Annotated in this window: 40 protein-coding genes; 37 read left to right on the top strand and 3 right to left on the bottom strand. The window is 42.0% G+C overall.

Features of this window, described 5'->3' with window-relative positions:
* Positions 1 to 53 precede the first annotated feature (53 nt).
* On the bottom strand, positions 54 to 620 hold the full coding sequence (locus tag AC3XNE_RS00895; RefSeq protein WP_489832376.1) for a cysteine hydrolase family protein: 567 nt from the start codon (positions 618 to 620) through the stop codon (positions 54 to 56).
* Positions 621 to 1,073: 453 nt separating this feature from the next.
* Between AC3XNE_RS00895 and rpsJ the strand changes: the two genes are divergently transcribed.
* From rpsJ to rpsI, 35 genes are all read left to right on the top strand, one after another.
* On the top strand, positions 1,074 to 1,382 hold the full coding sequence (rpsJ, locus tag AC3XNE_RS00890) for a 30S ribosomal protein S10 (protein WP_010496695.1): 309 nt from the start codon (positions 1,074 to 1,076) through the stop codon (positions 1,380 to 1,382).
* 41 nt (positions 1,383 to 1,423) lie between these two features.
* On the top strand, positions 1,424 to 2,047 hold the full coding sequence (gene rplC / locus AC3XNE_RS00885; protein WP_489832375.1) for a 50S ribosomal protein L3: 624 nt from the start codon (positions 1,424 to 1,426) through the stop codon (positions 2,045 to 2,047).
* A 26-nt stretch (positions 2,048 to 2,073) separates the two neighbouring features.
* A complete protein-coding gene (rplD, locus tag AC3XNE_RS00880) occupies positions 2,074 to 2,697 on the top strand; it encodes a 50S ribosomal protein L4 (protein ID WP_489832374.1) in 624 nt (207 codons plus the stop codon).
* Positions 2,697 to 2,984 (top strand): 50S ribosomal protein L23, encoded by a 288-nt coding sequence (gene rplW, locus AC3XNE_RS00875; protein ID WP_489832373.1) that lies wholly within the window; start codon positions 2,697 to 2,699, stop codon positions 2,982 to 2,984. Before rplD ends, rplW begins: the two co-directional genes overlap by 1 nt.
* Before the next feature lie 21 nt (positions 2,985 to 3,005).
* The gene (rplB, locus tag AC3XNE_RS00870; protein ID WP_489832372.1) at positions 3,006 to 3,839 is read left to right on the top strand and encodes a 50S ribosomal protein L2; all 834 of its coding nucleotides are present in this window, start codon (positions 3,006 to 3,008) and stop codon (positions 3,837 to 3,839) included.
* 45 nt (positions 3,840 to 3,884) lie between these two features.
* Positions 3,885 to 4,166: a 30S ribosomal protein S19 gene (rpsS, locus tag AC3XNE_RS00865; protein WP_489832371.1), complete on the top strand. Its 282-nt coding sequence runs from the start codon at positions 3,885 to 3,887 to the stop codon at positions 4,164 to 4,166.
* Positions 4,167 to 4,184: 18 nt separating this feature from the next.
* Entirely contained in the window at positions 4,185 to 4,532 is a 348-nt protein-coding gene (gene rplV / locus AC3XNE_RS00860) for a 50S ribosomal protein L22 (RefSeq protein ID WP_489832370.1), read from the top strand.
* A 12-nt stretch (positions 4,533 to 4,544) separates the two neighbouring features.
* The gene (rpsC, locus tag AC3XNE_RS00855) at positions 4,545 to 5,201 is read left to right on the top strand and encodes a 30S ribosomal protein S3 (protein ID WP_489832369.1); all 657 of its coding nucleotides are present in this window, start codon (positions 4,545 to 4,547) and stop codon (positions 5,199 to 5,201) included.
* A gap of 3 nt (positions 5,202 to 5,204) precedes the next feature.
* Positions 5,205 to 5,639: a 50S ribosomal protein L16 gene (gene rplP / locus AC3XNE_RS00850; protein WP_489832368.1), complete on the top strand. Its 435-nt coding sequence runs from the start codon at positions 5,205 to 5,207 to the stop codon at positions 5,637 to 5,639.
* Positions 5,629 to 5,835: a 50S ribosomal protein L29 gene (gene rpmC / locus AC3XNE_RS00845; protein WP_489832367.1), complete on the top strand. Its 207-nt coding sequence runs from the start codon at positions 5,629 to 5,631 to the stop codon at positions 5,833 to 5,835. Before rplP ends, rpmC begins: the two co-directional genes overlap by 11 nt.
* A 27-nt stretch (positions 5,836 to 5,862) precedes the next feature.
* Positions 5,863 to 6,129, top strand: a complete 267-nt coding sequence (gene rpsQ / locus AC3XNE_RS00840) for a 30S ribosomal protein S17 (protein WP_270334009.1) — start codon at positions 5,863 to 5,865, stop codon at positions 6,127 to 6,129.
* 70 nt (positions 6,130 to 6,199) lie between these two features.
* Positions 6,200 to 6,568 (top strand): 50S ribosomal protein L14, encoded by a 369-nt coding sequence (gene rplN / locus AC3XNE_RS00835; RefSeq protein ID WP_489832366.1) that lies wholly within the window; start codon positions 6,200 to 6,202, stop codon positions 6,566 to 6,568.
* A 38-nt stretch (positions 6,569 to 6,606) separates the two neighbouring features.
* The gene (gene rplX, locus AC3XNE_RS00830) at positions 6,607 to 6,912 is read left to right on the top strand and encodes a 50S ribosomal protein L24 (RefSeq protein WP_489832365.1); all 306 of its coding nucleotides are present in this window, start codon (positions 6,607 to 6,609) and stop codon (positions 6,910 to 6,912) included.
* Positions 6,913 to 6,942: 30 nt separating this feature from the next.
* Positions 6,943 to 7,485, top strand: coding sequence for a 50S ribosomal protein L5 (rplE, locus tag AC3XNE_RS00825; protein ID WP_489832364.1), 543 nt, complete (start codon positions 6,943 to 6,945; stop codon positions 7,483 to 7,485).
* A gap of 13 nt (positions 7,486 to 7,498) precedes the next feature.
* Complete coding sequence (locus tag AC3XNE_RS00820; protein ID WP_489832363.1) at positions 7,499 to 7,684, top strand: type Z 30S ribosomal protein S14; 186 nt, start codon at positions 7,499 to 7,501, stop codon at positions 7,682 to 7,684.
* A 32-nt stretch (positions 7,685 to 7,716) separates the two neighbouring features.
* Entirely contained in the window at positions 7,717 to 8,115 is a 399-nt protein-coding gene (gene rpsH, locus AC3XNE_RS00815) for a 30S ribosomal protein S8 (protein WP_489832362.1), read from the top strand.
* A gap of 31 nt (positions 8,116 to 8,146) precedes the next feature.
* The gene (gene rplF / locus AC3XNE_RS00810; RefSeq protein ID WP_489832361.1) at positions 8,147 to 8,683 is read left to right on the top strand and encodes a 50S ribosomal protein L6; all 537 of its coding nucleotides are present in this window, start codon (positions 8,147 to 8,149) and stop codon (positions 8,681 to 8,683) included.
* Between the two features lie 44 nt (positions 8,684 to 8,727).
* Positions 8,728 to 9,084: a 50S ribosomal protein L18 gene (rplR, locus tag AC3XNE_RS00805; protein WP_489832360.1), complete on the top strand. Its 357-nt coding sequence runs from the start codon at positions 8,728 to 8,730 to the stop codon at positions 9,082 to 9,084.
* A 21-nt stretch (positions 9,085 to 9,105) separates the two neighbouring features.
* Positions 9,106 to 9,606 (top strand): 30S ribosomal protein S5, encoded by a 501-nt coding sequence (rpsE, locus tag AC3XNE_RS00800; protein ID WP_489832358.1) that lies wholly within the window; start codon positions 9,106 to 9,108, stop codon positions 9,604 to 9,606.
* A gap of 14 nt (positions 9,607 to 9,620) precedes the next feature.
* On the top strand, positions 9,621 to 9,803 hold the full coding sequence (gene rpmD, locus AC3XNE_RS00795) for a 50S ribosomal protein L30 (RefSeq protein ID WP_489832357.1): 183 nt from the start codon (positions 9,621 to 9,623) through the stop codon (positions 9,801 to 9,803).
* Positions 9,804 to 9,837: 34 nt separating this feature from the next.
* Positions 9,838 to 10,272, top strand: coding sequence for a 50S ribosomal protein L15 (gene rplO / locus AC3XNE_RS00790; RefSeq protein WP_489832356.1), 435 nt, complete (start codon positions 9,838 to 9,840; stop codon positions 10,270 to 10,272).
* A 3-nt stretch (positions 10,273 to 10,275) separates the two neighbouring features.
* Positions 10,276 to 11,574, top strand: a complete 1,299-nt coding sequence (gene secY / locus AC3XNE_RS00785; RefSeq protein ID WP_489832355.1) for a preprotein translocase subunit SecY — start codon at positions 10,276 to 10,278, stop codon at positions 11,572 to 11,574.
* A gap of 144 nt (positions 11,575 to 11,718) precedes the next feature.
* Positions 11,719 to 12,378: an adenylate kinase gene (locus tag AC3XNE_RS00780; protein ID WP_489832354.1), complete on the top strand. Its 660-nt coding sequence runs from the start codon at positions 11,719 to 11,721 to the stop codon at positions 12,376 to 12,378.
* 277 nt (positions 12,379 to 12,655) lie between these two features.
* Positions 12,656 to 12,874 (top strand): translation initiation factor IF-1, encoded by a 219-nt coding sequence (gene infA / locus AC3XNE_RS00775; RefSeq protein ID WP_010496733.1) that lies wholly within the window; start codon positions 12,656 to 12,658, stop codon positions 12,872 to 12,874.
* Positions 12,875 to 12,908: 34 nt separating this feature from the next.
* Positions 12,909 to 13,022 (top strand): 50S ribosomal protein L36, encoded by a 114-nt coding sequence (rpmJ, locus tag AC3XNE_RS00770; protein WP_489832353.1) that lies wholly within the window; start codon positions 12,909 to 12,911, stop codon positions 13,020 to 13,022.
* 25 nt (positions 13,023 to 13,047) lie between these two features.
* Positions 13,048 to 13,413, top strand: a complete 366-nt coding sequence (rpsM, locus tag AC3XNE_RS00765; RefSeq protein ID WP_489832352.1) for a 30S ribosomal protein S13 — start codon at positions 13,048 to 13,050, stop codon at positions 13,411 to 13,413.
* Positions 13,414 to 13,438: 25 nt separating this feature from the next.
* On the top strand, positions 13,439 to 13,825 hold the full coding sequence (gene rpsK, locus AC3XNE_RS00760; RefSeq protein ID WP_489832351.1) for a 30S ribosomal protein S11: 387 nt from the start codon (positions 13,439 to 13,441) through the stop codon (positions 13,823 to 13,825).
* An 85-nt stretch (positions 13,826 to 13,910) separates the two neighbouring features.
* Complete coding sequence (locus AC3XNE_RS00755) at positions 13,911 to 14,855, top strand: DNA-directed RNA polymerase subunit alpha (protein ID WP_489832350.1); 945 nt, start codon at positions 13,911 to 13,913, stop codon at positions 14,853 to 14,855.
* 36 nt (positions 14,856 to 14,891) lie between these two features.
* Positions 14,892 to 15,275, top strand: coding sequence for a 50S ribosomal protein L17 (gene rplQ, locus AC3XNE_RS00750; protein WP_010496739.1), 384 nt, complete (start codon positions 14,892 to 14,894; stop codon positions 15,273 to 15,275).
* A gap of 306 nt (positions 15,276 to 15,581) precedes the next feature.
* Complete coding sequence (locus tag AC3XNE_RS00745) at positions 15,582 to 16,421, top strand: energy-coupling factor ABC transporter ATP-binding protein (protein ID WP_489832349.1); 840 nt, start codon at positions 15,582 to 15,584, stop codon at positions 16,419 to 16,421.
* Positions 16,397 to 17,272 (top strand): energy-coupling factor ABC transporter ATP-binding protein, encoded by an 876-nt coding sequence (locus AC3XNE_RS00740; protein ID WP_489832348.1) that lies wholly within the window; start codon positions 16,397 to 16,399, stop codon positions 17,270 to 17,272. Before AC3XNE_RS00745 ends, AC3XNE_RS00740 begins: the two co-directional genes overlap by 25 nt.
* Complete coding sequence (locus AC3XNE_RS00735) at positions 17,265 to 18,059, top strand: energy-coupling factor transporter transmembrane component T family protein (protein ID WP_489832347.1); 795 nt, start codon at positions 17,265 to 17,267, stop codon at positions 18,057 to 18,059. Before AC3XNE_RS00740 ends, AC3XNE_RS00735 begins: the two co-directional genes overlap by 8 nt.
* A gap of 361 nt (positions 18,060 to 18,420) precedes the next feature.
* Positions 18,421 to 19,206 (top strand): tRNA pseudouridine(38-40) synthase TruA, encoded by a 786-nt coding sequence (gene truA, locus AC3XNE_RS00730; RefSeq protein WP_489832346.1) that lies wholly within the window; start codon positions 18,421 to 18,423, stop codon positions 19,204 to 19,206.
* A 193-nt stretch (positions 19,207 to 19,399) separates the two neighbouring features.
* The gene (gene rplM, locus AC3XNE_RS00725; RefSeq protein WP_489832345.1) at positions 19,400 to 19,843 is read left to right on the top strand and encodes a 50S ribosomal protein L13; all 444 of its coding nucleotides are present in this window, start codon (positions 19,400 to 19,402) and stop codon (positions 19,841 to 19,843) included.
* Positions 19,844 to 19,856: 13 nt separating this feature from the next.
* Entirely contained in the window at positions 19,857 to 20,249 is a 393-nt protein-coding gene (rpsI, locus tag AC3XNE_RS00720) for a 30S ribosomal protein S9 (protein WP_489832344.1), read from the top strand.
* A gap of 450 nt (positions 20,250 to 20,699) precedes the next feature.
* On the opposite strand, the gene AC3XNE_RS00715 is transcribed toward rpsI, so the two are convergent.
* Positions 20,700 to 21,437: a WecB/TagA/CpsF family glycosyltransferase gene (locus tag AC3XNE_RS00715; protein WP_489832343.1), complete on the bottom strand. Its 738-nt coding sequence runs from the start codon at positions 21,435 to 21,437 to the stop codon at positions 20,700 to 20,702.
* Positions 21,438 to 21,778: 341 nt separating this feature from the next.
* On the opposite strand from AC3XNE_RS00715, the gene nadE reads away from it, so the two are divergent.
* Positions 21,779 to 22,606 carry an NAD(+) synthase gene (gene nadE, locus AC3XNE_RS00710; protein ID WP_489832342.1) on the top strand — a complete coding sequence of 276 codons (828 nt, stop codon included), beginning with the start codon at positions 21,779 to 21,781 and terminating at the stop codon, positions 22,604 to 22,606.
* A gap of 91 nt (positions 22,607 to 22,697) precedes the next feature.
* On the top strand, positions 22,698 to 23,129 hold the full coding sequence (locus AC3XNE_RS00705; protein ID WP_489832340.1) for a hypothetical protein: 432 nt from the start codon (positions 22,698 to 22,700) through the stop codon (positions 23,127 to 23,129).
* Between the two features lie 53 nt (positions 23,130 to 23,182).
* Here AC3XNE_RS00705 and recQ read toward each other — a convergent pair whose 3' ends face one another.
* A complete protein-coding gene (recQ, locus tag AC3XNE_RS00700; RefSeq protein WP_489832339.1) occupies positions 23,183 to 24,967 on the bottom strand; it encodes a DNA helicase RecQ in 1,785 nt (594 codons plus the stop codon).
* Positions 24,968 to 25,038 lie beyond the last annotated feature (71 nt).

Raw genomic sequence — 25,038 nt, 5'->3', positions numbered from 1 at the left:
AAAAAGAACTGTTCGAGTCCGACTCGAGCAGTTCTTTTTACATATTGATGAAGTTAGTTGTTGGCAGTGATCACGTTAGCACCCAATGCATTTTTAAAATGACCAAGAGCCCAGGTGTGGCCCGCCTGATCAAAACTAGCGACACTATCTGCATAAATGTTGATGTGATAGTCTAGATTGTATGCCGCAATGGCAGTGTGCAATACACAAATGTCTGTACAAACCCCCGATAAATAAAGGTCTTTGATATCACGGCTGCGTAAATAGTTATCGAGGTTAGTATTTTGAAAACTAGAATAACGGTTTTTGTTGTATTTGTAGACGTTGCCTTGGTTTTGATGTTCCTCGTACCAGTCCGCCAATTTGCCGTACAGCTGTTGGCCGGGTGTGCCCACGATATTATGCGGGGGAAAAATAGCTGTTTCAGGATGAAAGGGGTCATCTTTGAAATGAAGGTCTGTCGGTAAAATGATGTAGTCGTTATTTTGGTCAAAGTCTTTAACATGTTGCAATAAATCGTCTTCTATAACACGACCCGGCTCACCGCAATTTAGAGCGCCTTTTTCAGCAACGAAGTCATTCGTATAGTCGATCACTAGTAACGCTTTTTTGCTTGGCATAGATAAAACTCCTTTGATTTGATATTATGATGAAGCTACTTATAGGTATTCTACCTATATCGAGCTGAAGATTCAATTATGAGCGCCTAATGGGACGCTCATATCGATTATACTCAATTTTTGCACGAAAGTATTGCCTTTGTGTTATTTTGGGAGAGGTGTTCTAAGCGGTGAAAAGAGCTAAGCAAACGATGTTTGGACTGCATAATGCTAAAGTTTTTGAAAAAGACAGTTTTTTTAAAAAAGTTTCAGAAAATCCTTGCTAACTCAGCTTAATTGTAATAGTATAGTTAGGTACCCGTTTGAACGAGTGCGTCGTTTGGTATGCCGCCAAACGGATATTTCGAGCTTTGATGTGGAAGGTTGCGACACACCCGGATGCTTTGCCACAGGTGCGGCGGTAATTTTCACGGAGCGAGTCTTATTTATAAAATGGACGAAGGAGGGAACAAAATGGCAAAACAAAAAATTCGTATTCGCCTTAAGGCATACGAACACCGTATTTTAGATCAGTCTGCGGACAAGATCGTTGAAACAGCAAAGAGAACAGGTGCTGAGATCTCAGGCCCGATCCCGTTGCCTACAGAACGTACATTGTACACAGTTCTTTCATCACCACATAAGCATAAAGATGCTCGTGAACAATTTGAAATGCGGACACATAAACGTTTGATCGACATCGTTAACCCAACACCAAAGACAGTTGATTCATTAATGAAGCTCGACTTGCCTTCTGGCGTTGACATTGAGATCAAACTTTAATTCATTTTTTATTTTAAATCAATTTAATTGGAGGTGTACTCATGACCACAAAAGGAATCTTAGGAAAAAAAGTAGGTATGACACAGATTTTCACCCAAGACGATGATTTGATCCCTGTCACAGTTGTGAAAGTTGATGCTAACGTCGTAATGCAAGTCAAAACCGTTGAAAACGACGGCTACGAAGCAGTCCAATTGGGCTACGATGACGTTCGTGCGATCAAGGCTAACAAACCTGCTAAAGGTCATGCAGCAAAAGCAAATACTGCTCCTAAGCGCTTCGTTCGTGAAATCCGCGATGTTGAGCTGGGAGATTACAAAGTCGGTGACGAAATTCATGCTGACGTCTTTGCAGAAGGAGACAGCGTGGATGTAACAGGAACATCAAAGGGTAAAGGTTTCCAAGGTAACATTAAGCGTTGGAATCAAGCTCGTGGTCCGATGGCACACGGTTCTCGTTATCATCGTCGCCCAGGTTCAATGGGTGCCATTATCAACCGTGTATTTCCTGGCAAGGTACTTCCAGGACGTATGGGTGGCAAGAAGGTAACGATTCAAAACTTAAAGATCGTTAAAGCTGATACAGACAATGGTGTACTTTTCATCAAGGGTAACGTACCTGGCGCAAATAAGTCATTCGTTACTGTAAAAAGTACAGTGAAATAAAATAAGGGAAGGGAGGAAATACAAACATGCCTACAGTTGCATTATTTAATCAAGATGGTAGCAAAAATGGAGAAGTTGAATTAAACAACACGATTTTTGGTATCGAACCAAACAACAACGTAGTTCATGACGCAGTATTGATGCAACGCGCATCGCTTCGCCAAGGAACACATGCTGTTAAAAACAGGACTGCCGTACGCGGCGGTGGTAAGAAGCCATGGCGTCAAAAAGGTACTGGCCGTGCCCGTGCTGGTTCCACACGCTCACCACTTTGGGTCGGCGGTGGTACGATCTTCGGACCAACACCACGGTCATACGCCTACAAACTTCCACGTAAAGTTAGTCGCTTGGCTTTGAAATCTGTTCTTTCACAAAAAGTGATTGATGAAAGCTTAGTAGTTGTTGATTCATTTGAATTTGAACAACCAAAGACTAAGGACTTTGCAGCATCTCTTAAGAGTTTGAATGTTAACTCAAAAGTATTAGTAGTTCTTGAAGATGATAACAAAAACGCTGCTCGTTCAGCACGTAACCTTGATAATGTTACAGTTCTTCCTGCTAAAGGTTTGAATGTATTGAACGTTATCGACAGTGACAAGGTTGTCATCACAAAAGGAGCTCTTTCTCAAGTAGAGGAGGGTCTAGCATAATGGAAGCACGTGATGTGATCTTACGTCCGGTAGTCACTGAAGCATCAATGGCTGGCATGGATGACAAGCGCTACACATTTGATGTTAATACTAAGGCAAGCAAGTTGCAGATCAAAGATGCTATCGAAGAGATCTTTGATGTTAAAGTTGCCAATGTTAATGTCATGAACTTAAAAGGTAAAAAGAAACGTATGGGTCGTTACGAAGGCTACACAAAGAAGCGTCGTAAGGCAATCGTTACTTTAACTCCTGAATCAAAAGAAATTCAAATTTTCGAAGAAGAATAATTAACATAGGAGGGAAAAATAGTGGGGATCAGAGTATACAAACCGACCTCAAATGGTCGTCGTAATATGACTACATCTGACTTTGAAGAAATTACAAGCACGACTCCTGAAAAGTCTTTGCTTTCTTCTCAAAGCAAAACTGCTGGTCGTAACGTTTACGGTCATAAAACTGTTCGTCACCGTGGCGGCGGTCACAAACGTCAATATCGTTTGATAGATTTCAAGCGCATCAAAGACGACGTTCCCGCAACTGTCAAAACGATCGAATATGATCCTAACCGTTCAGCTAACATCGCTTTGATCGTTTACGCTGATGGTGTTAAATCATATATTCTCGCACCTAAAGGTCTTAAGGTTGGCCAAAGTGTTGAATCTGGTGCAGAAGCTGATATCAAAGTTGGTAACTCATTACCGTTAATGAACATGCCAACTGGTACTACTATTCATAATATTGAATTAAAACCTGGCCAGGGTGCACAGCTGGTCCGTTCTGCTGGTACATCAGCTCAATTGCTTGGTAAAGAAGACAAGTATGTCACCGTTCGTCTGGCTTCTGGTGAAGTTCGTCAGATCTTGGGCACTTGTCGTGCAACGATCGGTTCAGTTGGTAATGCACAACATGAATTGATCAAGCTTGGTAAAGCTGGTCGTAAGCGTTGGATGGGCGTTCGTCCACAGTCTCGTGGTTCTGTAATGAACCCTAACGATCACCCGCATGGTGGTGGTGAAGGTAAGGCTCCTGTTGGGATGCCAAGCCCATTATCTCCATGGGGTAAGAAGACTACTGGTAAGAAGACACGTTCTAAGAAGGCACGTTCAAATAAATTTATTGTACGTGGTCGCAAGAAGAAATAATCATCGTTACAATTACGGTGGTTCTATCCGAAAGGAGGATAACTCTTGAGTCGTAGTTTGAAAAAGGGACCTTTTGCTGATGAACATCTGCTAAAAAAGGTTGCAGCACAAGCTGATAGTGAAAAGAAATCCGTTATTAAAACTTGGTCACGTCGTTCAACGATCTACCCTAGCTTTGTTGGATATACGATCGCAGTTCATGATGGTCGCAAACAAGTTCCAGTTTATATCCAAGAAGACATGGTTGGTCATAAGTTAGGCGAATTCGTACCAACACGGACATTCCATGGTCATGGCACTGACGATAAAAAGACCGGCGCAAGATAATCTAAGGGAGGAAATAAAATGGCTGAACAAGTAACATCAGCAAAAGCAACTGCTCGCGTAGTTCGCATCCCTGCGCGTAAGGCGCGTCTTGTGATCGATCTTATCCGTGGGAAGAGTGTTGCCGAAGCACTTGGTATCTTGAAGTTCACTCCAAGATCAGGTGCTTATCTGATTGAAAAAGTATTAAAATCCGCAATCGCCAACGCAGAAAATAATTTTGACTTGGAAGCTGAAGATTTGTTTGTAAGCGAAGCTTTTGTCAACGAGGGACCAACTTTGAAACGGTTCCGTCCTCGTGCTAAGGGTTCTGCTTCTCCAATCAACAAGCGTACCAGTCACATTACTGTCGTGGTATCTGTAAAATAAGGAGGGATAAGCGTGGGTCACAAAATAAATCCTACTGGATTACGTGTTGGTATCATTCGTGATTGGGATTCCAAATGGTATGCAGAAAAGGAATTTGCTTCATACCTTCACGAAGATATCCGTATCCGTGAATACATTCAAAAGAAATTAGCCGACGCATCTGTCTCTACCGTTGAGATCGAACGTGCCGCAAAGCGCGTTAACATTTCTATCCATACTGCAAAACCAGGTATGGTTATCGGTAAGGGCGGTTCTGAAGTTGAAAAATTACGTAAGGAATTAAACAACTTGACCGGCAGACGTGTACACATCAATATCATCGAAGTCAAAAAACCTGATTTGGATGCTAAATTAGTTGGCGAAAACATTGCTCAACAATTAGAAGGACGTGTGGCATTCCGTCGTGCTATGAAACAACCAATGCAACGTACAATGCGTGCAGGTGCAAAGGGTATCAAAGTTCAGGTTTCCGGACGTTTGAATGGTGCCGATATGTCACGTGTGGAGCACTTCGCACAAGGCACAGTTCCTTTGCACACACTTCGTGCTGATATTGACTATGCTTGGGTAGAAGCAAATACTCAATATGGTCAGATCGGTGTTAAGGTTTGGATCTTCCGTGGTGAAGTCCTACCTGAAAAGAAAGATCAAAGTAAAGGAGGGGAATAGTCTATGTTAGTACCAAAGCGTGTTAAGCATCGTCGCGAATTTCGTGGCAAGATGCGCGGGGAAGCTAAAGGTGGTAAGACAGTTGCTTTCGGCGAATACGGTTTACAAGCACTTGATTCACATTGGATCTCAAACCGTCAGATCGAAGCTGCTCGTATCGCTATGACCCGTTACATGAAGCGTGGTGGGAAAGTTTGGATCAAAATTTTCCCTCATAAATCGTATACTTCAAAAGGTATCGGTACTCGTATGGGTAACGGGAAAGGTGCACCAGAAGGCTGGGTAGCACCTGTAAAACGTGGTAAGATCATGTTTGAAGTAGGTGGAGTTTCCAAAGAAGTTGCGCAAGAAGCATTGCGTTTGGCTTCACACAAGCTCCCTGTTAGAACTAAAGTCGTTTCTCGTGAGGAAGTAGGTGGCGAATCTGATGAAAACTAAAGAATTCAAAGATGAACTCAACAAATTGACCACTGACGAATTACTTGCTAAAGAAAAGCAATATAAAGAGGAATTGTTCAATCTGCGTTTTCAGTCTGCAACTGGTCAGCTTGAAAATACCGCTCGCTTGCAAACAGTTCGGAAAGCAATTGCTCGCATCAAGACTTTGCTGCGTCAAAGCGAAGCTACAAAATAAAGAATACGAAGAGGAGGCTAATCGCGCATGAGTGAAGGTCGTAACTACCGTAAAGTTTACCGTGGCCGTGTTGTTTCTGATAAAATGGACAAGACGATCACTGTCGTTGTTGAAACATATAAGTTTCATCCTGTATATGGCAAACGTGTTAAGTATTCTAAGAAATACAAGGCTCATGATGAAAACAATGAAGCAAAAACGGGCGACATCGTAAGAATCATGGAAACCCGGCCATTGTCAGCTACAAAACGTTTCCGTTTATTAGAAATCGTTGAAAAAGCAGTTGTTCTATAATTACTAAATTTTAGACAATTAATAAACTGATTCGTATTCTGATCTAATAACGAAAGGAGGTCACATAACTGTGATCCAACAAGAAAGTCGTTTACATGTTGCTGATAATTCCGGAGCACGTCAGCTTTTAGTTATTAAAATTTTAGGTGGCTCTCGTGTTAAAACTGCAAGTGTCGGTGACATCGTAGTTGCTACTGTTAAACAAGCAACACCAGGTGGCGTTGTCAAAAAAGGTGACGTTGTCAAAGCAGTCATCGTTCGTACTAAGTATGGTACACATCGCAATGATGGTTCATACATTAAGTTTGATGAAAATGCAGCTGTTATTATCGGCGATGATAAATCACCAAAAGGCACCCGTATCTTTGGACCGGTTGCCCGCGAACTACGTCGAGGAAACTATATGAAGATCGTTTCCCTCGCACCTGAAGTTCTGTAAAACAACCGTCTATCCGACAAGGAGGTGCACAAGTAATAATGTTCATTAAGAGAAATGATAAAGTTAAAGTAATTGCCGGCAAAGACAAGGGCAAAGAAGGGGAAGTCCTTCAAGCTATTCCTGCCAAAGACCATGTGGTCGTGAAAGGGATCAATGTCGTTAAGAAACACCAAAAGCCAACCAATGATAACCCAAGTGGCGGTATCGTTGAGGTTGAAGCTCCGATCCATGTTTCTAATGTCATGTTGATCGATCCTTCTAACAATGAAGCAACTCGTGTTGGCTTCAAGGTAGAAGATGGCAAAAAAGTCCGTGTTTCGAAAAAAACTGGTGAAATTATCTAAACCTAAAGAAGGAAGGAGGAACACTTTTTCATGGTTAACCGTTTAAAAGAAAAATACACAAACGAAATCGTTCCATCAATGATCGATAAGTTTAATTATTCGTCGATCATGCAAGCACCAAAAATTGAGAAGATCGTGGTCAACATGGGTGTGGGTGATGCAGTCAGCAACGCTAAAAGCCTTGACGAAGCCGTTGAGGAATTGACTTTGATCTCTGGTCAAAAGCCAGTTGTCACAAAGGCTAAGAAGTCGATCGCTGGTTTCCGTTTACGTGAAGGAATGCCGATTGGCGCTAAAGTTACATTACGTGGTACACGGATGTACGACTTTTTAGACAAGTTGATCTCTGTATCATTGCCACGTGTGCGTGACTTCCATGGTGTTAGTAAGCGTGCCTTTGATGGCCGTGGTAACTATACTCTTGGTGTCCGTGAACAATTGATTTTCCCTGAAATTGATTTTGATAATGTCAACAAGGTTCGTGGAATGGATATCGTTATCGTTACAACTGCTGAAACAGACGAGGAATCCAAGGAACTGTTGTCACAACTTGGAATGCCATTCGCTAAATAAGGAGGTTACAAACTTGGCAAAGAAGTCACAAATTGCAAGAAATCAGCGTCCTGCTAAGTTCTCATCGCGTGAATATACACGTTGCGAACGTTGTGGACGTCCACATTCTGTTTATCGCAAATTTAAATTATGCCGTGTTTGCCTACGCGAACTTGCTCATAAAGGTCAGATCCCTGGCATGAAAAAGGCTAGTTGGTAAACCATAATATACAGTCAAAGGAGGCAAACAACATGGCAATGACCGATCCAATTGCAGATTTTTTAACTCGCATTCGCAATGCTAACATGGCAAAGCATGAATCAGTTGAGATCCCTGCTTCAAAAATCAAAAACGGCATGGCTGAAATTCTTAAGAATGAAGGCTTTGTCCGTGATGTTGAATACATCGATGATGACAAACAAGGTGTCATCCGCGTATTCTTAAAATATGATAAAAACAACGAACGTGTTATCTCCGGTTTACGTCGGATCTCGAAGCCTGGCTTACGTTCTTATGTTAAAGCCGATGCAGTTCCTAAAGTTTTAAACGGCTTAGGTATTGCTTTGATCTCGACATCTGAAGGTGTTGTTACTGATAAAGCAGCTCGTTCAAAGAACATTGGTGGCGAAGTTCTCGCTTACGTTTGGTAATATTAAATAGAAGTAAGGAGGTGTACATCTCGTGAGTCGTATTGGTTATAAAATTGTTACAATTCCAGAAGGCGTTGATATTAAGAAAGATGGCAACTTTGTTACTGTTAAGGGCCCTAAAGGGGAATTAACTCGTGAGTTTTCTGACTTGATCTCAATGAAAGTCGAAGGTAATGAAGTTTCCTTCGAGCGTCCTGATGATAATTTCAAAACTAAAGCTTTGCATGGTACGACCCGTGCTAACTTTAACAACATGGTAGAAGGTGTCACAGAGGGTTTCAAGAAAAATCTTGAACTTCGTGGTGTTGGTTACCGTGCACAAATGAAAGGCAAAACACTGGTTTTAAACGTTGGTTATTCCAATCCAGTTGAAATTGCTGAAGAAGAAGGAATAACTGTTGAAGTTCCTTCTAATACAGAAATTACTGTTTCTGGTATCGACAAGGAACTTGTTGGTGATGCTGCAGCCCGGATCCGTGCTACACGTGCACCAGAACCTTACAAGGGCAAGGGTATTCGTTATGTCGACGAATTTGTTGCTCATAAGGAAGGTAAGACTGGTAAATAATAAGCAGCATAATAGCTGTTAAATAAATTCAAGAGGTGAAAATAGTGATTTCGAAACCAGATAAAAACAAGACACGTCAAAAGCGTCATATTCGTGTCCGTAACAAGATCTCTGGTACTGCTGAGTGCCCACGCTTAAATGTTTATCGTTCAAACAAAAACATCTACGCTCAAGTTATTGATGACGTAGCGGGTGTGACGCTGGCTAGTGCCTCTACTTTAGATAGTGAAATTGCTGCAGGTACCAAAACAGAACAAGCTTCTGGTGTTGGTGCATTGGTAGCAAAACGTGCTGCAGATAAGAACATCAAAGAAGTTGTCTTTGATCGTGGCGGTTACTTGTACCATGGTCGTGTGTTGGCATTGGCTGATGCTGCTCGCGAAAATGGCTTAGACTTTTAAAAGAAGGAGGAATTAACGTTTATGGCTTTTATTGACCCAGCTCAATTAGATTTGGAAGATCGTGTTGTAGCGATCAACCGTATTACTAAAGTTGTAAAAGGTGGACGTCGTTTGCGTTTTGCCGCTCTAGTGATTGTCGGCGACCATAATGGTCACGTAGGATTCGGTTCTGGTAAAGCTCAGGAAGTTCCTGAAGCTATTCGTAAAGCCGTTGATGCTGCTCGTAAGAACTTAATTGAAGTTCCAGTTGCTGGAACAACTCTTCCTCATGAAGTTGTTGGCCAACACAGTGGTAGCAAAGTTTTACTTAAACCAGCTGAAGCAGGTGCCGGAGTTGCTGCCGGCGGTGCTGTTCGTGCCGTCATGGAACTTGCAGGTGTTGATGATGTTACAAGTAAATCGCTTGGCTCAAACACTTCTGTTAATGTCGTACGTGCAACTATTAACGGTTTAGAAAATATGCGTAGTGCAGAAGAAACAGCATCACGTCGTGGTGTATCTGTTTCCCACTTTGCTGAATAAGGAGGACGCAAATAATGGCTAATATTAAAGTTACTTTGATTCGCTCAGTTATCGGTCGTCCCCAAAATCAGCGTGATATTGTTAAAGGTTTAGGCCTTAACAGACTTCACAGTTCTGCCATTGTTCCTAATAACGCTGCAATGCGTGGGGCAATTCGTAAGATCAACCATTTAGTGGACGTACAAGAAGCTGAATAATTATTATTTAGTAGACAAGGAGGTGCCAAACGTAATGAAATTACATGAATTACAAGCAAGTGAAGGCTCACGCAAGGTACGTAATCGTGTCGGTCGTGGAACTTCAGCTGGTAATGGTAAGACTTCGGGTCGTGGCCAAAAAGGTCAAAAGGCTCGTAGTAAAGTGCGTATGGGCTTTGAAGGTGGACAAATGCCTTTGTTCCGCCGGATGCCAAAACGCGGTTTTAACAACATTAATCGTAAAAACTATGCGATCGTAAATGTTGAAACTCTCAATAAATTCGAAGATGGTGCAGAAGTAACTCCAGTTATCCTCGTTGAATCTGGTGTCGTTAAGAATGAAAAAAACGGCGTTAAGATCTTGGGCAATGGTGAACTTAGCAAGAAGTTAACTGTTAAAGCTAACAAATTCTCTGCATCTGCAAAAGCTGCGATCGAAGCAGCAGGCGGTCAAACTGAGGTGATTTAATAAATGCTGAAGACACTGAAAGATGCCTTTGCTGTCAAAGAGATCCGCCAAAAAATCTTTTTTACACTTGGTGTCTTGGTTGTATTTCGTCTCGGCACTTATATTACCGTCCCTGGGATCGACGCTAAAGCATTAAACGGTGTTGCATCTTCAGGGTTAATTAGTATCTTGAATACTTTTTCAGGTGGCGGATTGACTAACTACTCCATCCTTGCGATGGGGGTCTCACCTTACATTACTGCTCAAATCGTTGTACAACTTCTGCAAATGGACATTGTACCGCGTTTTGTTGAATGGAGTAAGCAAGGTGAGGTTGGTCGGCGTAAACTTAATCAAGTTACGAGATACTTGGCAATCGTGCTGGCGTTCATACAGTCAGTTGGGATCACTGCTGGGTTTAACACCTTGAGTAGTTTGAGCCTTGTGCAAAATCCGAGTGTACAAACCTATATTAGTATCGGTATTATTCTGACTGGTGGTACCATGTTTACGACCTGGCTCGGTGATATGATCACAGACCGTGGCTTAGGTAACGGGATCTCGATGATTATTATGGCTGGGATCATTGCTCGAATGCCTGTTGGTATTCAACAACTTGTACAAGAACAATTCACGGGTGTAACTATGAGCCAAGTTTGGCAGCCGGTCTTATATGTGGTTATCCTTTTGGTAGTTTTGCTAGTGATCGTTACTTTTGTAACCTACGTCCAACAGGCTAACTATAAAATATCGATCCAGTATACAAGACGTTTGGCTGGAGCTGGTAATAATTCATATTTACCGTTGAAGGTCAACGTAGCAGGTGTTATTCCAGTTATTTTTGCCAGTTCGTTTATCGCGACACCACAAACTATTTTAATGGCATTTGCACAGAATCACTCGCAAGATACCTGGTATCAAGTGATGTCAAGTATCTTTAGTATGCAATCAACACCAGGAATGATCTTGTATACGGTATTGATCGTTGTATTTACATTCTTCTATGCTTTCGTTCAGGTCAACCCGGAAAAACTTTCTGAGAATTTGCAAAAGCAGGGTAGTTATATTCCATCTGTTTGGCCTGGCAAAGAAACTGAGCGTTATGTCTCTGCTCTTTTGATGAGATTGAGTACAGTCGGCTCACTTTTCTTAGGCTTAGTCTCATTGATCCCATTGATCGGTTCATCCTATTTTGGGTTGGATGAGTCTATCGGATTAGGTGGCACTAGTCTTTTGATCGTTGTCGGTGTTGCACTGGAAACGATCAAGCAGTTAGAAGGTATGATGATGAAACGCGAGTATGTTGGCTTCATTCGTGAATAGTAAAATTGGGTAGTGTTCATTTAGTTGGACTCACCCAATTTTTTGTGAGGGAGACTTTGTTTATTTATTTAAATCTAGTTTCCCTGGTACTTAAAGAACAGTTTGTATTTTAGTTATTCTTTGAAAAACAAGGAGGGGTCGATAATGGCATTGAATTTGATGCTGATGGGTTTGCCCGGTGCTGGTAAAGGGACACAGGCAGAACGTATCGTTGATGAATATAAGGTCGTGCACATTTCTACTGGCGATATTTTTCGTGAAGCAATGAAAAATGAAACTCCGATGGGAACAGAAGCAAAGAAATATATCGACAAGGGCGAATTAGTTCCGGATGAAGTGACGAATGGCATTGTAAAAGAACGTTTGAGTGAAGATGATGTCAAAAATGGCTATTTGCTTGATGGATACCCACGCAACATGGCACAAGCACATGCCTTAGAAGAGATCGGAGAAGAGCTTGGGCGGCCGTTGAGTGGTGTGATCAATATCGATGTTGATCCAGATTCCTTAATGGAACGTTTGACAGGACGGTATATCTGTCGAAATTGTGGAGCAACTTACCATAAGATCTTCAACCCTACCAAAGTTGAAGGAACTTGCGATCGTTGTGGCGGCCATGACTTTTACCAACGCGATGATGACAAGCCTGAAACTGTCAAAAATCGTCTGGATGTTAATATTAAGATGAACACTCCGTTGTTAGATTTTTATCAACAAAAAAATCTGTTGCATAATGTTGAAGGTAATCAAGAGATCACGGATGTTTATTCCGATATTGAGAGTATTTTGAACGGTTTAAAATAATAGTCTAGTAAGTAGAAGCTTTGTTGGCGACCCAATTTTTAGCATTTACGCCAGTGCAAGCAATCTTTGAAAAGTAATTGACGTTCTCGTTAATTTTTCCTTGCATGTCAAGGGGCGCTGTGCTATGATAATTTAGGTTTATCTTTTCAATAGGTCAAGTTCGCCCAAAATTAGGGATAATGAATGAAGCCTGACGGAAAAAAGGTGGGACTCCAACAAAGCTTCTCACGTTTTTAAGTGTAAAGTTTTAAAACCAATTTAAGGAGGTACTTTTAGCGTGGCGAAAGATGATGTGATTGAAATTGAGGGTACGATCAAGGAAACCTTGCCGAATGCGATGTTCAAAGTAGAGCTCGAAAATGGGCATGAGATTTTGGCTCATGTATCAGGTAAGATCCGGATGCATTATATTCGTATTTTGCCGGGTGATAAGGTGACGGTTGAGATGTCTCCATACGACTTAAGTAAGGGTCGCATCACCTATCGTTACAGATAGATTGTACTTCAATCTTATGCAGGAGGTATAATTCATGAAAGTAAGACCATCAGTTAAGTCAATGTGCGAAAATTGCAAAGTGATCAAACGCAAAGGACGCGTTATGGTTATTTGCTCAAATCCAAAGCACAAGCAAAGACAAGGATAATAAATAAATAGGAGGTGTAATTGTAATGGCTCGTATAGCAGGTGTCGATCTACCGCGTGACAAGCGGATCGTGATCGGTTTAACTTATATTTACGGAATCGGTAAATCAACAGCTCAAAAGATTTTGAGCGAAGCAGGTGTTTCTGAAGACGTTCGTGTTCGTGACCTCGCTTCTGACCAAGAGGATAAGATCCGTGCTGTTGTTGATAATTATATGGTTGAAGGTGACCTTCGTCGTGAAGTTGCTTTGAACATTAAGCGTTTGTCAGAAATTGGTTCATACCGTGGCATGCGTCATCGTCGTAATTTGCCCGTTCGTGGACAACACACGAAGAACAATGCGCGTACACGCAAAGGCCCAGCAATTTCAATTGCCGGCAAGAAGAAATAATCTAAAAAAGGAGGTCAGCTAATTAATGGCAGTCAATAAATCTCGTAAGCGTCGTGCCAAAAAGAATATAGAAAGCGGCGTCGCTCATATTCATTCTACTTTTAATAATACACTTGTTATGATCACAGATGTCCATGGTAATGCTGTTGCTTGGTCTTCAGCTGGCTCATTGGGCTTCAAAGGCTCACGTAAGTCAACACCATTCGCAGCTCAGATGGCATCTGAAGCAGCTGCAAAAGGTGCAATGGATTATGGCATGAAGACAGTCGGTGTTACTGTTAAAGGACCAGGTTCTGGTCGTGAAGCTGCAATTCGTGCACTTCAAACAACAGGGCTTGAAGTTACATCTATCAAGGATGTTACTCCAGTACCTCATAATGGATGCCGTCCTCCAAAGCGCCGTCGTGTTTAATTTGGACATGCATTCATTTTGAAGGATATCTTCATGATGTTGTCTCCAGATTACACGTTACGTTTTGAAAGGGGTAAAGGTAAGAATGATCGAATTTGAAAAACCAAAAATTCAAAAAGTTGAAGAAAGCGAAAACTATGGTAAATTTGTTGTTGAACCGTTAGAACGCGGTTACGGGACGACTCTCGGCAACTCTTTACGTCGTATTCTTCTTTCTTCATTGCCAGGTGCTGCTATCACCGATGTTCAAATTGATGGTGTTTTGCATGAATTCTCATCAGTTGAGGGTGTCTTGGAAGACGTAACCACAATTATTTTGAATCTGAAAAAAGTTGCATTGAAGTTAAATTCCGAAGATGTTCAAACATTGGAAATAGATGTTACCGGCCCAATGGAAGTAACTGCAGGCGACATTCAAGGAAGCAGTGAAGTTGAAGTACTCAACCCAGACTTGTATATTTGTACAGTTGCTGATGGGGCTTCTTTCCATGCGCGGATGACTGCTAACAAGGGTCGTGGCTATGTTTCAGCTAATGAAAATAAGGCTAAAACTGAAGATATGCCTATCGGTGTATTGGCAATCGACTCGATTTATACCCCAATCGAACGTGTCAACTACCAAGTAGAAAAAACACGTGTTGGTCAAAAGAGTGATTTTGACAAATTGACGCTTGATGTTTGGACTAATGGATCAATTTCTCCGAGTGAAGCGATCAGTCTGTCAGCTAAGATCTTGACAGAACATTTAACTTTGTTTGTTGATTTGACCGACGAGGCTAAAAATGCCGAGATCATGGTCGAAAAAGAAGAAACTCACAAAGAAAAAATGCTCGAAATGACGATCGAAGAACTCGATTTGTCTGTTCGTTCATACAACTGCTTGAAGCGTGCCGGTATCAATACCGTGCAAGAATTGACTAATAAGTCAGAAGCAGACATGATGAAGGTCCGTAATTTGGGTCGTAAATCATTGGAAGAAGTTAAGGCAAAATTGGCCGATTTGGATTTGTCATTGCGTCATGATGACTAGTAATATCAACTAACTAACAAGGGAGGGAATCTGTTCATGGCATACCGTAAATTAGGACGTGACAGTGCTCATCGTAAAGCAATGTTGCGCAACCTGACAACTGACGTGATCGTTAATGGTAAAGTTGTTACAACTGAACCACGCGCTAAAGAAGCACGTAAGTTTGTTGAAAAAATGATCACTTTGGGTAAAAAGGGTGATCTAGCTGCTCGTCGTCGCGCTGCTGCATTTATGATGGATGTTGTTGCTGATGTCAAAGAAGACGAAGATAAAGTTGTTATCCAAACTGCTTTGCAAAAATTATTTGACGAGGTAGCTCCACGCTATGCAGAGCGTAACGGTGGTTACACTCGGATCTTAAAGATGGATCAACGTCGCGGAGATGCAGCCCAAATGGTTGTTTTGGAATTGGTTGATTAATTTTTACATGCATTTAAAAATAAATTAACAAGTGTCACTTTTATGGCAATAGATAGGCGTTACGATGATGGGTCATACCGAGTCTAGCCTTAAGTAGCAGTCCCCTGTGAAAATTTTGTCGTAAAAAGTGATTTTTTGTTTGGTATAATTTTTGAATTTTCAAAACGGCTTGCGGATGATTTCGTGAGTCGTTTTTACATAATAGTCGTCAACTTGCGGATAGTCATTACGTTCAATTTGTATTTTTTCGGCTCTGGCATTATGGTATGATTAAACTCGTAAAATAAAGTTGAAAGGGAAGGCAAAATGAACGGAATAATTGACATTAAAGATCTGTGTTTTCGTTATACACAAGAGAATGAAAAATTAGACCTTTCCCATATCGATCTACATGTCAATAAAGGTGAATGGTTGGCGATCATTGGTCATAACGGTAGTGGGAAAAGTACATTGGCTAAAGCGATCGATGGTCTGATCGAACCAGAGTCTGGTGAGATATTTGTAGACGGGGAGAAACTAACTGACGAAAGTTTATGGAAAATCAGAAAGAAGATCGGGATGGTCTTTCAAAACCCAGATAACCAGTTTGTTGGCGCAGATGTTGAAGGTGATGTGGCCTTTGGTCTCGAAAACCAGGGTGTTGAACGCCAAGAAATGCATGCCAGAGTCAAGCATGCCTTGGAGATCGTCAATATGCAAGACTATGCTCAACATGAACCAGTTCGTCTCTCTGGTGGTCAAAAACAACGTGTGGCGATCGCTGGTGTATTGGCCATTCGTCCAAAAATCGTTATTTTTGACGAGTCAACAAGTATGTTGGATCCTGAAGGTCGGATGCAGATCATTTCGTTGATCCGGCAAATGAATCAAGAAGAGGGATTTACTGTCATCTCTATCACGCATGATATTGATGAAGCTTCAATGGCTGACAGAGTCGTTGTGATCGACGATGGGCAGATCATTGATGATAGTTTGCCGCGAGAACTTTTTCAAAAAGGCGAGCAGCTGATCGACATCGGTTTAGATGTACCGTACCCGCAGCGACTAAAACTTGCACTAAGGAAGCGTGGTATTCAAGTGCCAGCAGAGTACATGGATGAAGAAAGTATGGTGAAGTGGGTATGTCGATCCATATTGAAAAACTAAATTATGTCTATCAAAGTGGTACACCATTTTCTCACCGTGCCTTGACCGATGTTTCGCTTGATATCGCAGATGGTAGTTATACTGCGATCATTGGCCATACTGGGAGTGGTAAATCTACTTTGCTGCAACATCTTAATGGTTTGCTCAAACCGACTGCTGGTTCGTTGGTAGTAGCTGGAAATAAGATCACAGCTGAAACGAAAAACAAGGAATTAAATGATTTAAGAAGACACGTTGGTTTTGTTTTTCAATTTCCTGAGGCACAGTTGTTTGAAGAAACTGTGTTGAAAGATATCGCTTTTGCACCGAAAAATTTTGGTAAAAGTGATGAAGAGGCACAAAGGATCGCCACAAAAATGGCTAACTTAGTTGGTTTGCCGCAAGAAATACTGCAAAATTCGCCGTTTGAGTTATCGGGTGGTCAGATGAGGCGTGTTGCGATCGCTGGTGTCTTGGCAATGGAACCCCAGATCCTGGTCTTGGATGAACCCACAGCCGGCTTAGATCCCAAAGGTCGCTTGGAAATGATGGACATGTTTGACCACTTGCACAAACAACAAAATTTAACGATCATTTTAGTGACTCATCAGATGAATGATGTTGCTAACTACGCTGACCATGTGCTTGTGATGGAACAAGGCCGAGTGGTCAAAGATAGCACACCTCAAGAAGTGTTTAGTGATCCAAGCTGGCTAAGAGAACACCATTTAGGTTTACCGCAAACGACACGCTTTGCCGCTAAACTGGCAGATGGCGGGATCCCATTTACGACTTTACCGCTAACTGAAGAACAACTTGCCCAACAACTGGCAAAGTTAATGGTCAATGACGGGGGTGAGCGTCATGGATAAAATGCTGCTTGGCCGCTATATTAATGGCGATTCTATGATTCACAAGATGGATCCTAGGGGGAAGCTATTCCTTAGTTTTTACTTTATTGTGATCGTGTTTTTGTGTAACAACTGGCAAACTTATGTACTGATGGCGGCGATGGTCATGTTGTTCGTCAAACTATCAGATATCTCGCTAGGATTTTTTGTCAAAGGTGTTCGACCGTTAATTTGGCTGATTTTATTTACAGTTCTCTTGCAGATCTTCTTTTCTACCGGTGGTCATATTTTCTGGCAGTGGGGTCCATTTACGATCACTGATAGCGGCATAATTAACGGTGTTTTTGTCTTTTGTCGTTTTGTTTTGATCATTTTCATGTCGACCTTACTGACTTTGACCACCACGCCGATCGAGATCTCAGATGGTCTCGAATCGTTATTAAAGCCACTGACGAAAATCAAAGTTCCGGTTTACGAGATCGCCTTGATGCTTTCGATTGCTTTGCGTTTTGTCCCAACACTGATGGATGAAACGACAAAGATCATGAACGCACAACGTGCACGTGGTGTTAACTTTAGCGAAGGTAATTTGATCAAGCAAATCAAGTCAGTGATCCCACTGTTGATCCCATTGTTCGTAAGTTCATTCAACCGCGCCGAAGATCTGGCAACTGCGATGGAAGCTCGTGGTTATCACGGGGGCGAGGGAAGAACGAAGTATCGTAAACAAGAATGGAAAAGAAAAGACACCAGCGCCGTTATTTTATTTGTATTATTGACGGTAGCGTTGGTGGTACTCAGAAAGTGACAGGGTGGACCAAGGCTTTGCCATGGGGAACCCGACAAACACAGGGAGAAGCAAGTTGGGTGGACTCGAGCACTAATGAGGCCCGCAATTATGGCGTGGTTTTTTCGCTCCGTGATAGCAGCGCTGGTTAGGCGGAAAGTCCAGGCTTGCGGGACCCGACTAAAAACACAAGGTAAAATGAAGCGCAATAAGGGGAGTTTTCTGTTTCAAGGCGCCCGGATAAGAAGATATGATGAAGCAAATGGGCCTTAGCAAAGACTTAGGATTTATAGCTCCTTCTTCGTATTATGGCGTTCTAAGTTTGTTAGGCAAAATTTTATTGCTTGGCACCATGTAATTTTAATTAATAAAGGAACAAACAATGACAAGACGTTACAAAATAACAATGGCATATGATGGCACAAATTTCGCTGGTTTTCAAAGTCAACCAAACCAACGGACGGTTCAATCTGTTTTGGAGCAAGCTGTAAATAAAATGAGTAAGGTTGACGAGTATATTATTATTTTTGGTTCTGGCAGGACCGATTCAGGTGTGCATGCATTGGGGCAAGTCGCTCACTTTGACTTTCCACATGATTTGCCCGCCGACGCAATGTTACGTGGGCTCAATAGCATGTTACCCTTAGATATTGAGATCGTCGGTTGCAAGGTCGTGCCGCAGACTTTCCATGCACGGTATGAGGCGCATGCAAAAAGGTATATGTATCGCGTCTCACGTTCCTGGTTCATTGATCCTTTCAAACGCCTTTATACAGGCCACTATAAGTATCCATTAGAAGTTGGCAGGATCAAACAGGCTATGCCGGATGTCGTTGGCACCCATGATTTTAGCAGCTTTGTTGCTTCGGGCAGTCAAACTAGGTCCCATGTCCGCACGATCTATGAGGCAACAGTTTGTGAGGATCAAAAAAATAATGAAATGGTTTTTGAATTTTGTGGAAATGGATTTTTGTACAATCAGGTCCGGATCATGGTTGCAACATTATTGGAGATCGGTAATAAACGGCGCCCAGTTCATGATTTTTTACGTTTATATGATGTTAAAGATCGTGAGCAGGCGAGAGAAACCGCTCCGGCTAGTGGCTTATACTTAAAGGAAGTCTATTACGGTGAGCAGGTCAAGCAACTTGAAAAAATGGACACTTGAAAAAAGGAATTTAAACCTTTAAAGTAAACCTTAATTTCGGTAGTCTCATAGTGAAAAAAATTGTCTTTTTACTCGATTTTATTTGACTAGTGGGCAAAAAAATCGTACCATAATATATGGTATTGTTTGCCCCACAGTAGGCCCCGTTAACTTATTGTATGTCAAACAAGCATCATAAATGGAGGAAATAAACGTGCGTACAACATATTTAGCAAAAACAGGCGAAGTAGATCGTAAGTGGTATGTCGTTGACGCTACAGATGTCCCTTTGGGTCGTTTGTCAAGTGCAGTTGCGACTATCTTACGCGGTAAAAATAAGCCAACTTATACACCAAACGTTGACACAGGTGACTTTGTTATCGTCATCAACGCTGACAAGATCGCTTTAACAGGCAAGAAAGCTTCAAGAAAGATCTATTATCATCATACATTACATCCAGGTGGTTTAAAGGAACGGACTGCTGGGGATTATCGTGAAAAAGATCCTGAGAAATTGCTTGACCTTTCTATTGGAGGCATGCTTCCAAAGGGAACTCTTGGCCGTCAACAGCTTAAGAAGTTACATGTATATCGCGGTGCAGATCACAAGCATGCAGCACAAAATCCAGAAGTTTTGGATATCAACACTTTAATCTAGGAGGAATTCGAAATTGGCTCAAGTACAATATAGTGGCACAGGCCGTCGTAAGAACTCCGTTGCTCGTGTTCGTTTAGTACCCGGTACAGGTAAGATCACGATGAACGGCAAATCAGTTGAAGAATATGTTCCATTTGCTAACTTGATCGAAGTTATCAAGCAACCATTTGGTGTTACAGAAACCGCAGACCAATATGACGTTTTGGTAAACGTTGATGGTGGTGGCTATGCAGGCCAAGCCGGCGCAACTCGTCATGGTGTTGCTCGTGCTTTGTTGCAAGTCGACCCAGAATTTCGTGGTGTTTTGAAACGTGCTGGTCTCTTGACTCGTGACCCTCGTATGAAGGAACGTCGTAAGCCAGGTTTGAAGAAAGCTCGTAAGGCTCCACAATTCTCAAAACGTTAATTTATCTAGCGTTTATTATCAAACACTTTCCATTTGGTGGGAAGTGTTTTTTATTTTATTGGAAAATTCTCTACGTTTCAAAGTAAAGTCAGACTTTCAGATGAATTTGATCCGAGTGACGCTGGGTAGGTAGGTCGCAGTTCTATCTTGTCCGGTTCAAACTGGATAGAAATGTATCAAATTTCTCAGCAGTCAGGGGCCAACTGGATAAAAGTCAGTGGAAGTTCTCCTGGTCAGAGGAGGCCGGATGGAAGTATGCCAAAGCTATCTCTGGCCTTTTTGCAAAATCACCGAATAAGATCTCAGTGGACAAACTATGAGAAACATAAAGCCTACACTTACAATTAGTCAAAAAATACCCTCTGATCATCAATTAAAGAAAGCCTAACGTTCAGAGGGTATTTCATTATTCAAATTTTGCAGTAGTACTTAATGCAATTTTTAATTATCCTAGGTCTTATGAGTCAGCTTTTGTCTGAATACAAGAGCCAAGTACAAGGGAAGTGCTAGCATACGTCCTACCCGAGTCGGTTCTTTTAGCAAACGATATAGCCATTCTGTGTGATGGTCCTGCCATTTTTGGGGAGCTCTTTGGGCAAAACCCGCTAGGACATCGAAACTGCCTCCTACGCCCATCCAAATGGCATCTGCGTTGTAGCGGTACTTAGCAATGAAATATTCCTGTTTTGGAAAGCCCAATGCTGCGAACACAAAATCCGGGTGAGCAGCTTTTATTTGCTCAGCAACTGCATTTTCGTCTGTGAAAAAGCCGTTTTGCCAACCACAGATCTTAATACCAGGAAAATTCTCTTGAACTTTAGCCACTGTGGCTGCGATCACTTCGGCTTTAGCTCCTAATAAAAATACGCGTTTGTGATGTTTCGCGGCCCATTGTAATAAGGCAATCATACTGTCATAACCAGTGATCCTTTCTGGTAAAGGAGTCCCAAGTATTTTGGCACCTTTAATGATACCGATCCCGTCAGCTACCGTGTAATCCGCATTGGCGATGGTTTTTGCAAATTTACGATTTTTTCTAGCCGCCAAGACTATTTCGGGATTGGCTGTGACAATAAAACGATTTTGCTGGTCAAGACTGTCTTGATAAACTTGATTTAAAAATTGGTGGACATTTGCGTGAATAAAGTTAACTCCGAGCACGGAGACCTCTGTAAATTTCTGGTTCATATTAATTCCACCTAGTCTTTACTCCTTAGAAGTTGTTATCATTATATCAAATTTTGAACTAAAAAAAGGAACAGGATCGAATCTTATTAAAAATGCTACATTTTACACAGTTATTTCTCGTTTTCCCTAGAGACTAAGAGCATTTCTATTATAAAATGACATGAAACATAGTACAAAAAATCGTTAAAGTAATGATGATATTAGTGTACAATTAGCTTAAAAAGAGTAAAATAAATCGTGTGGTAGAAAATGTGACATGAGCTATAGTAAAACGTGTTTGATGTCATTTTTGCAGAAGAGGAGCGAATTTTGCCCGTCTAATAATACGAGGAGGAATATGCATGCGTCCGTTGCAAAAACAAATTATTTCTGAACTACGAGTACTTCCGCAGATCGACCCAGAAGAAGAGATCTTGCGGTCAGTCAATTTTTTGAAGAGTTATTTGAAGAAACATTCATTTTTAAAGACATTAGTTTTGGGGATCTCAGGCGGGCAGGACTCAACTTTGGCCGGTGCTTTATGTGAAAAAGCAGCCCGTGAGTTGCGCCAAGAAACTGGCGAGCAAGATTATCAATTTGTCGCAGTTCGTTTGCCATACGGTTCTCAAGCTGATGAACAGGATGCCCTGGATGCGATCGAGTTCATGCAAGCTGATCAAACAGTCCGTGTTGATATCAAGGGCAGTTCCGATGCTATGGTCGCCGCTGTTGAGGAGAATGGACTAACCGTCAGTGACTTCAACAAAGGAAATATCAAGGCACGGGCTAGGATGATCGCTCAGTATGCAGTGGCTGGCGAGAAGTCAGGTGCTGTTGTTGGTACAGATCATGCTGCGGAGGCAGTTACGGGCTTTTATACTAAATTTGGTGATGGTGGCGCCGATATTACGCCTCTTTGGCGTTTGGATAAACGGCAAGGTAAGGCTTTGCTGACATATCTAAATGCTCCAAAGCACTTGTATGAAAAAATCCCGACTGCTGATTTAGAGGAAGATCGGCCAGCTTTGCCGGATGAGGTAGCCTTGGGAGTAACTTATCAACAGATCGATGATTATCTCGAAGGAAAGGATATCGATGACAGTGCTGCAGAAAAAATAGAAGATTGGTATTTAAAGACACAACATAAACGTCACTTACCGATCAATGTTTACGATGATTTTTGGAAGTAAAGCAATAGGGGAAGGGAGCACTCCTTCCCTTTTTGGTGTCATTAAATAACATGGTATACTAAACGAAAATGGAATTAGAGGAGGAAGAACTTTGAAGAAAAAAGCTGATCTTGGTCATTATTTACAAACGATCACTGATATTTTGCAATCGACTGAGGATATGGGCGGTGATCTAGATCCGTATTTTGATCTAGCAAACGGTGTCGTGACTGACCAGCAAGGATTAAGTGCTGACCAATATGCACAGATCCAGGAAAGTTTCACTCAGGGGATCGAAGTTTATAAACAAAATATGAGCAAACTGGAAAAAGTTGGCGTGCCAGTGACGATCATTGGACCGCATAAGCAGCTAGTTAGAGCATACCGTGATTTTGTTGCCGGCTGTGAGAAAATGCATGCAAGTATTGATTATGCGTCACAAATGATCGATGGTGCAGCTTTCAAAGAAGCTGAGCAAGGTCAATCTGATGCAATGGACCACGTCAACGCCCATATTGGGCGGATCATGCAAAAGGTCGGCTAAACTAAAAATATACAAAAAAGCATCTTCTCGTTTTGAGAAAATGTTTTTTTTATTCAGGCTGGGTCGACCATTTGGCTGTCACGATTCCTAGCGATCACCGCTAGGAATTGTTCACCATATTTCGCTATCTTTTGTTGGCCCACACCTTTGATGGCTAGCATGCTGTCAAAGTCTGCCGGTAACTGACTGCACATTTCGTGCAAAGTTTGATCAGAAAAGATGACATAAGGAGGTACCCTTTGTTTTTCCGCCAGACCATAGCGTAAAGCACGTAGTTGTTCAAATAATGCAGAGTCTTCAGGGTTCGCACTGTTCCGATGGATAATAGCTACCTTACGAGTAACTGTTCCTTGTCCCCGCAAGATCTGTGCTCCTAATTGCGTGAGATGTAGAGTAGGATACTGGGGGTCGGGCAGTGTCAAGTAACCACTGGCAGTCAGATAATCGATCAAATCTTCGATCTCGCTGGCCTTAGTATCTTTCATAATGCCATATGTCGACAAGCTTTCTAAATGGAGTTCACGTATTCGTTTGGCTTTAGAGCCGGCCAAAACTTGTGCTACTAGTTTACGTCCATAGCCCTGGTGCATACGCATCACACAAGACAAGATCTTTTGGGTCGTAGTCGTAATATCTGTTTCTTGTCGTTCATCAGTACAGTTAGAACAAGTCCCGCACGCTTTCATGTCTTGTCCAAAATAGTTGACGATAAATTTTTGGAGACAAGTTTGGGTATTGACGTAATTCACCATGCTCTGGATATTATGGTAGATGACTTCCTTATGTTTCTCATCCGCGTCCGAATTTTCAGCAAACAACCGCTGGATCTGCATATCTTGTGCAGCATAAAGCAAGATCGCTTCCGCGTCGGAACCGTCACGTCCCGCCCGCCCGGCTTCTTGATAATAAGCTTCCAGACTGCCGGGGGCTTGCGCGTGTATGATGTAATGAACGTTGCTTTTATCGATCCCCATGCCAAACGCGTTAGTTGCGACTATGACAGATAAGCGGTCAAACAAAAAGTCCTCTTGATTTTTTTGTTTGATTTCTTCTGGGAGACCTGCGTGATAGACTGCGGCTTTGATCCCAGCTTTTTGCAGCATGGCACTGATCTGTTCAGCCTTTTTGCGAGTCGCAGCATAGATGATCCCCGCTGAACTTTTGTTAGCCTTGGCGTATTTTAAAATGAAGTTATTTTTGTTTTGTCCTTTAACTACTTTAAAGGCTAAGTTTGGCCGAGCAAATCCGGTTTTGACCTCATTTTCGGCAGGGATATTTAGCCGCGTCATAATATCTTGTGCAACTTGGGTCGTTGCTGTGGCAGTTAAAGCGATGATCGTGGGCTGCGATTCGATCTGAGGTAAGATAGAGCTTAACGATAAGTAGCTTTTTCGAAAATCGTGGCCCCACTGAGAGATACAATGAGCTTCGTCGATGGCTGCCAAGGCTACGTTTAAGTGCGAAAGTCGTTTCATGAAGCCAGGTTGCTCTAGTCGTTCTGGCGCTACGTATAAGAGTTTTAGCTGGCCATTAGAAGCCGCTGCCAAGATCTGCTGAGTTTCGTTCCAATTTTGGGCACTATTGATAAAACCGGCCTGTATCCCGCTATCTTGCAAGGAATCGACTTGGTCTTTCATCAATGAGATCAAAGGCGAGACCACCAAGGTCAAGCCATCTAATAACAGTGCTGGAACTTGGTAACACAGCGACTTTCCACCGCCAGTCGGCATGATCGCTAGTGTATTTTGTTTGTTTAAGACCTGGTCGATGATTTGTTTTTGGCCAGGTCGAAATTCAGTATAGCCGTAGTATTTTTCTAATATAACTTGTGGAGTCAAAGGAAAGCTCCTTTCTAAAAAACCTTACTTTAAATTTTAGCATTTTATCGCTAATATTTTTAGGTTTGAAT

The sequence above is a fragment of the Ligilactobacillus sp. JN-6 (Y).1 genome, from assembly GCF_058111525.1.
The sequence above is the reverse complement of the archived record's forward strand: the minus strand, read 5'-3'. Positions and strand labels throughout refer to the sequence as shown.

Excerpts from the sequence above, each read along its gene's own strand:
- rplP (WP_489832368.1), top strand. The coding sequence starts at position 5,205 with ATGTTAGTACCAAAGCGTGTTAAGCATCGTCGCGAATTTCGTGGCAAG.
- secY (WP_489832355.1), top strand. The coding sequence starts at position 10,276 with ATGCTGAAGACACTGAAAGATGCCTTTGCTGTCAAAGAGATCCGCCAA.
- rpsE (WP_489832358.1), top strand. The coding sequence starts at position 9,106 with ATGGCTTTTATTGACCCAGCTCAATTAGATTTGGAAGATCGTGTTGTA.
- rpmC (WP_489832367.1), top strand. The coding sequence starts at position 5,629 with ATGAAAACTAAAGAATTCAAAGATGAACTCAACAAATTGACCACTGAC.
- rpsH (WP_489832362.1), top strand. The coding sequence starts at position 7,717 with ATGGCAATGACCGATCCAATTGCAGATTTTTTAACTCGCATTCGCAAT.
- AC3XNE_RS00745 (WP_489832349.1), top strand. The coding sequence starts at position 15,582 with ATGAACGGAATAATTGACATTAAAGATCTGTGTTTTCGTTATACACAA.
- AC3XNE_RS00755 (WP_489832350.1), top strand. The coding sequence starts at position 13,911 with ATGATCGAATTTGAAAAACCAAAAATTCAAAAAGTTGAAGAAAGCGAA.
- rpsJ (WP_010496695.1), top strand. The coding sequence starts at position 1,074 with ATGGCAAAACAAAAAATTCGTATTCGCCTTAAGGCATACGAACACCGT.
- AC3XNE_RS00740 (WP_489832348.1), top strand. The coding sequence starts at position 16,397 with ATGTCGATCCATATTGAAAAACTAAATTATGTCTATCAAAGTGGTACA.
- rpsM (WP_489832352.1), top strand. The coding sequence starts at position 13,048 with ATGGCTCGTATAGCAGGTGTCGATCTACCGCGTGACAAGCGGATCGTG.
- rplQ (WP_010496739.1), top strand. The coding sequence starts at position 14,892 with ATGGCATACCGTAAATTAGGACGTGACAGTGCTCATCGTAAAGCAATG.
- AC3XNE_RS00735 (WP_489832347.1), top strand. The coding sequence starts at position 17,265 with ATGGATAAAATGCTGCTTGGCCGCTATATTAATGGCGATTCTATGATT.
- rplW (WP_489832373.1), top strand. The coding sequence starts at position 2,697 with ATGGAAGCACGTGATGTGATCTTACGTCCGGTAGTCACTGAAGCATCA.
- AC3XNE_RS00895 (WP_489832376.1), bottom strand. The coding sequence starts at position 620 with ATGCCAAGCAAAAAAGCGTTACTAGTGATCGACTATACGAATGACTTC.
- AC3XNE_RS00780 (WP_489832354.1), top strand. The coding sequence starts at position 11,719 with ATGGCATTGAATTTGATGCTGATGGGTTTGCCCGGTGCTGGTAAAGGG.
- rpsK (WP_489832351.1), top strand. The coding sequence starts at position 13,439 with ATGGCAGTCAATAAATCTCGTAAGCGTCGTGCCAAAAAGAATATAGAA.
- rplE (WP_489832364.1), top strand. The coding sequence starts at position 6,943 with ATGGTTAACCGTTTAAAAGAAAAATACACAAACGAAATCGTTCCATCA.
- rplD (WP_489832374.1), top strand. The coding sequence starts at position 2,074 with ATGCCTACAGTTGCATTATTTAATCAAGATGGTAGCAAAAATGGAGAA.
- AC3XNE_RS00715 (WP_489832343.1), bottom strand. The coding sequence starts at position 21,437 with ATGAACCAGAAATTTACAGAGGTCTCCGTGCTCGGAGTTAACTTTATT.
- truA (WP_489832346.1), top strand. The coding sequence starts at position 18,421 with ATGACAAGACGTTACAAAATAACAATGGCATATGATGGCACAAATTTC.
- nadE (WP_489832342.1), top strand. The coding sequence starts at position 21,779 with ATGCGTCCGTTGCAAAAACAAATTATTTCTGAACTACGAGTACTTCCG.
- rpsQ (WP_270334009.1), top strand. The coding sequence starts at position 5,863 with ATGAGTGAAGGTCGTAACTACCGTAAAGTTTACCGTGGCCGTGTTGTT.
- rplO (WP_489832356.1), top strand. The coding sequence starts at position 9,838 with ATGAAATTACATGAATTACAAGCAAGTGAAGGCTCACGCAAGGTACGT.
- rpmD (WP_489832357.1), top strand. The coding sequence starts at position 9,621 with ATGGCTAATATTAAAGTTACTTTGATTCGCTCAGTTATCGGTCGTCCC.
- rpmJ (WP_489832353.1), top strand. The coding sequence starts at position 12,909 with ATGAAAGTAAGACCATCAGTTAAGTCAATGTGCGAAAATTGCAAAGTG.
- rplC (WP_489832375.1), top strand. The coding sequence starts at position 1,424 with ATGACCACAAAAGGAATCTTAGGAAAAAAAGTAGGTATGACACAGATT.
- rplX (WP_489832365.1), top strand. The coding sequence starts at position 6,607 with ATGTTCATTAAGAGAAATGATAAAGTTAAAGTAATTGCCGGCAAAGAC.
- rplV (WP_489832370.1), top strand. The coding sequence starts at position 4,185 with ATGGCTGAACAAGTAACATCAGCAAAAGCAACTGCTCGCGTAGTTCGC.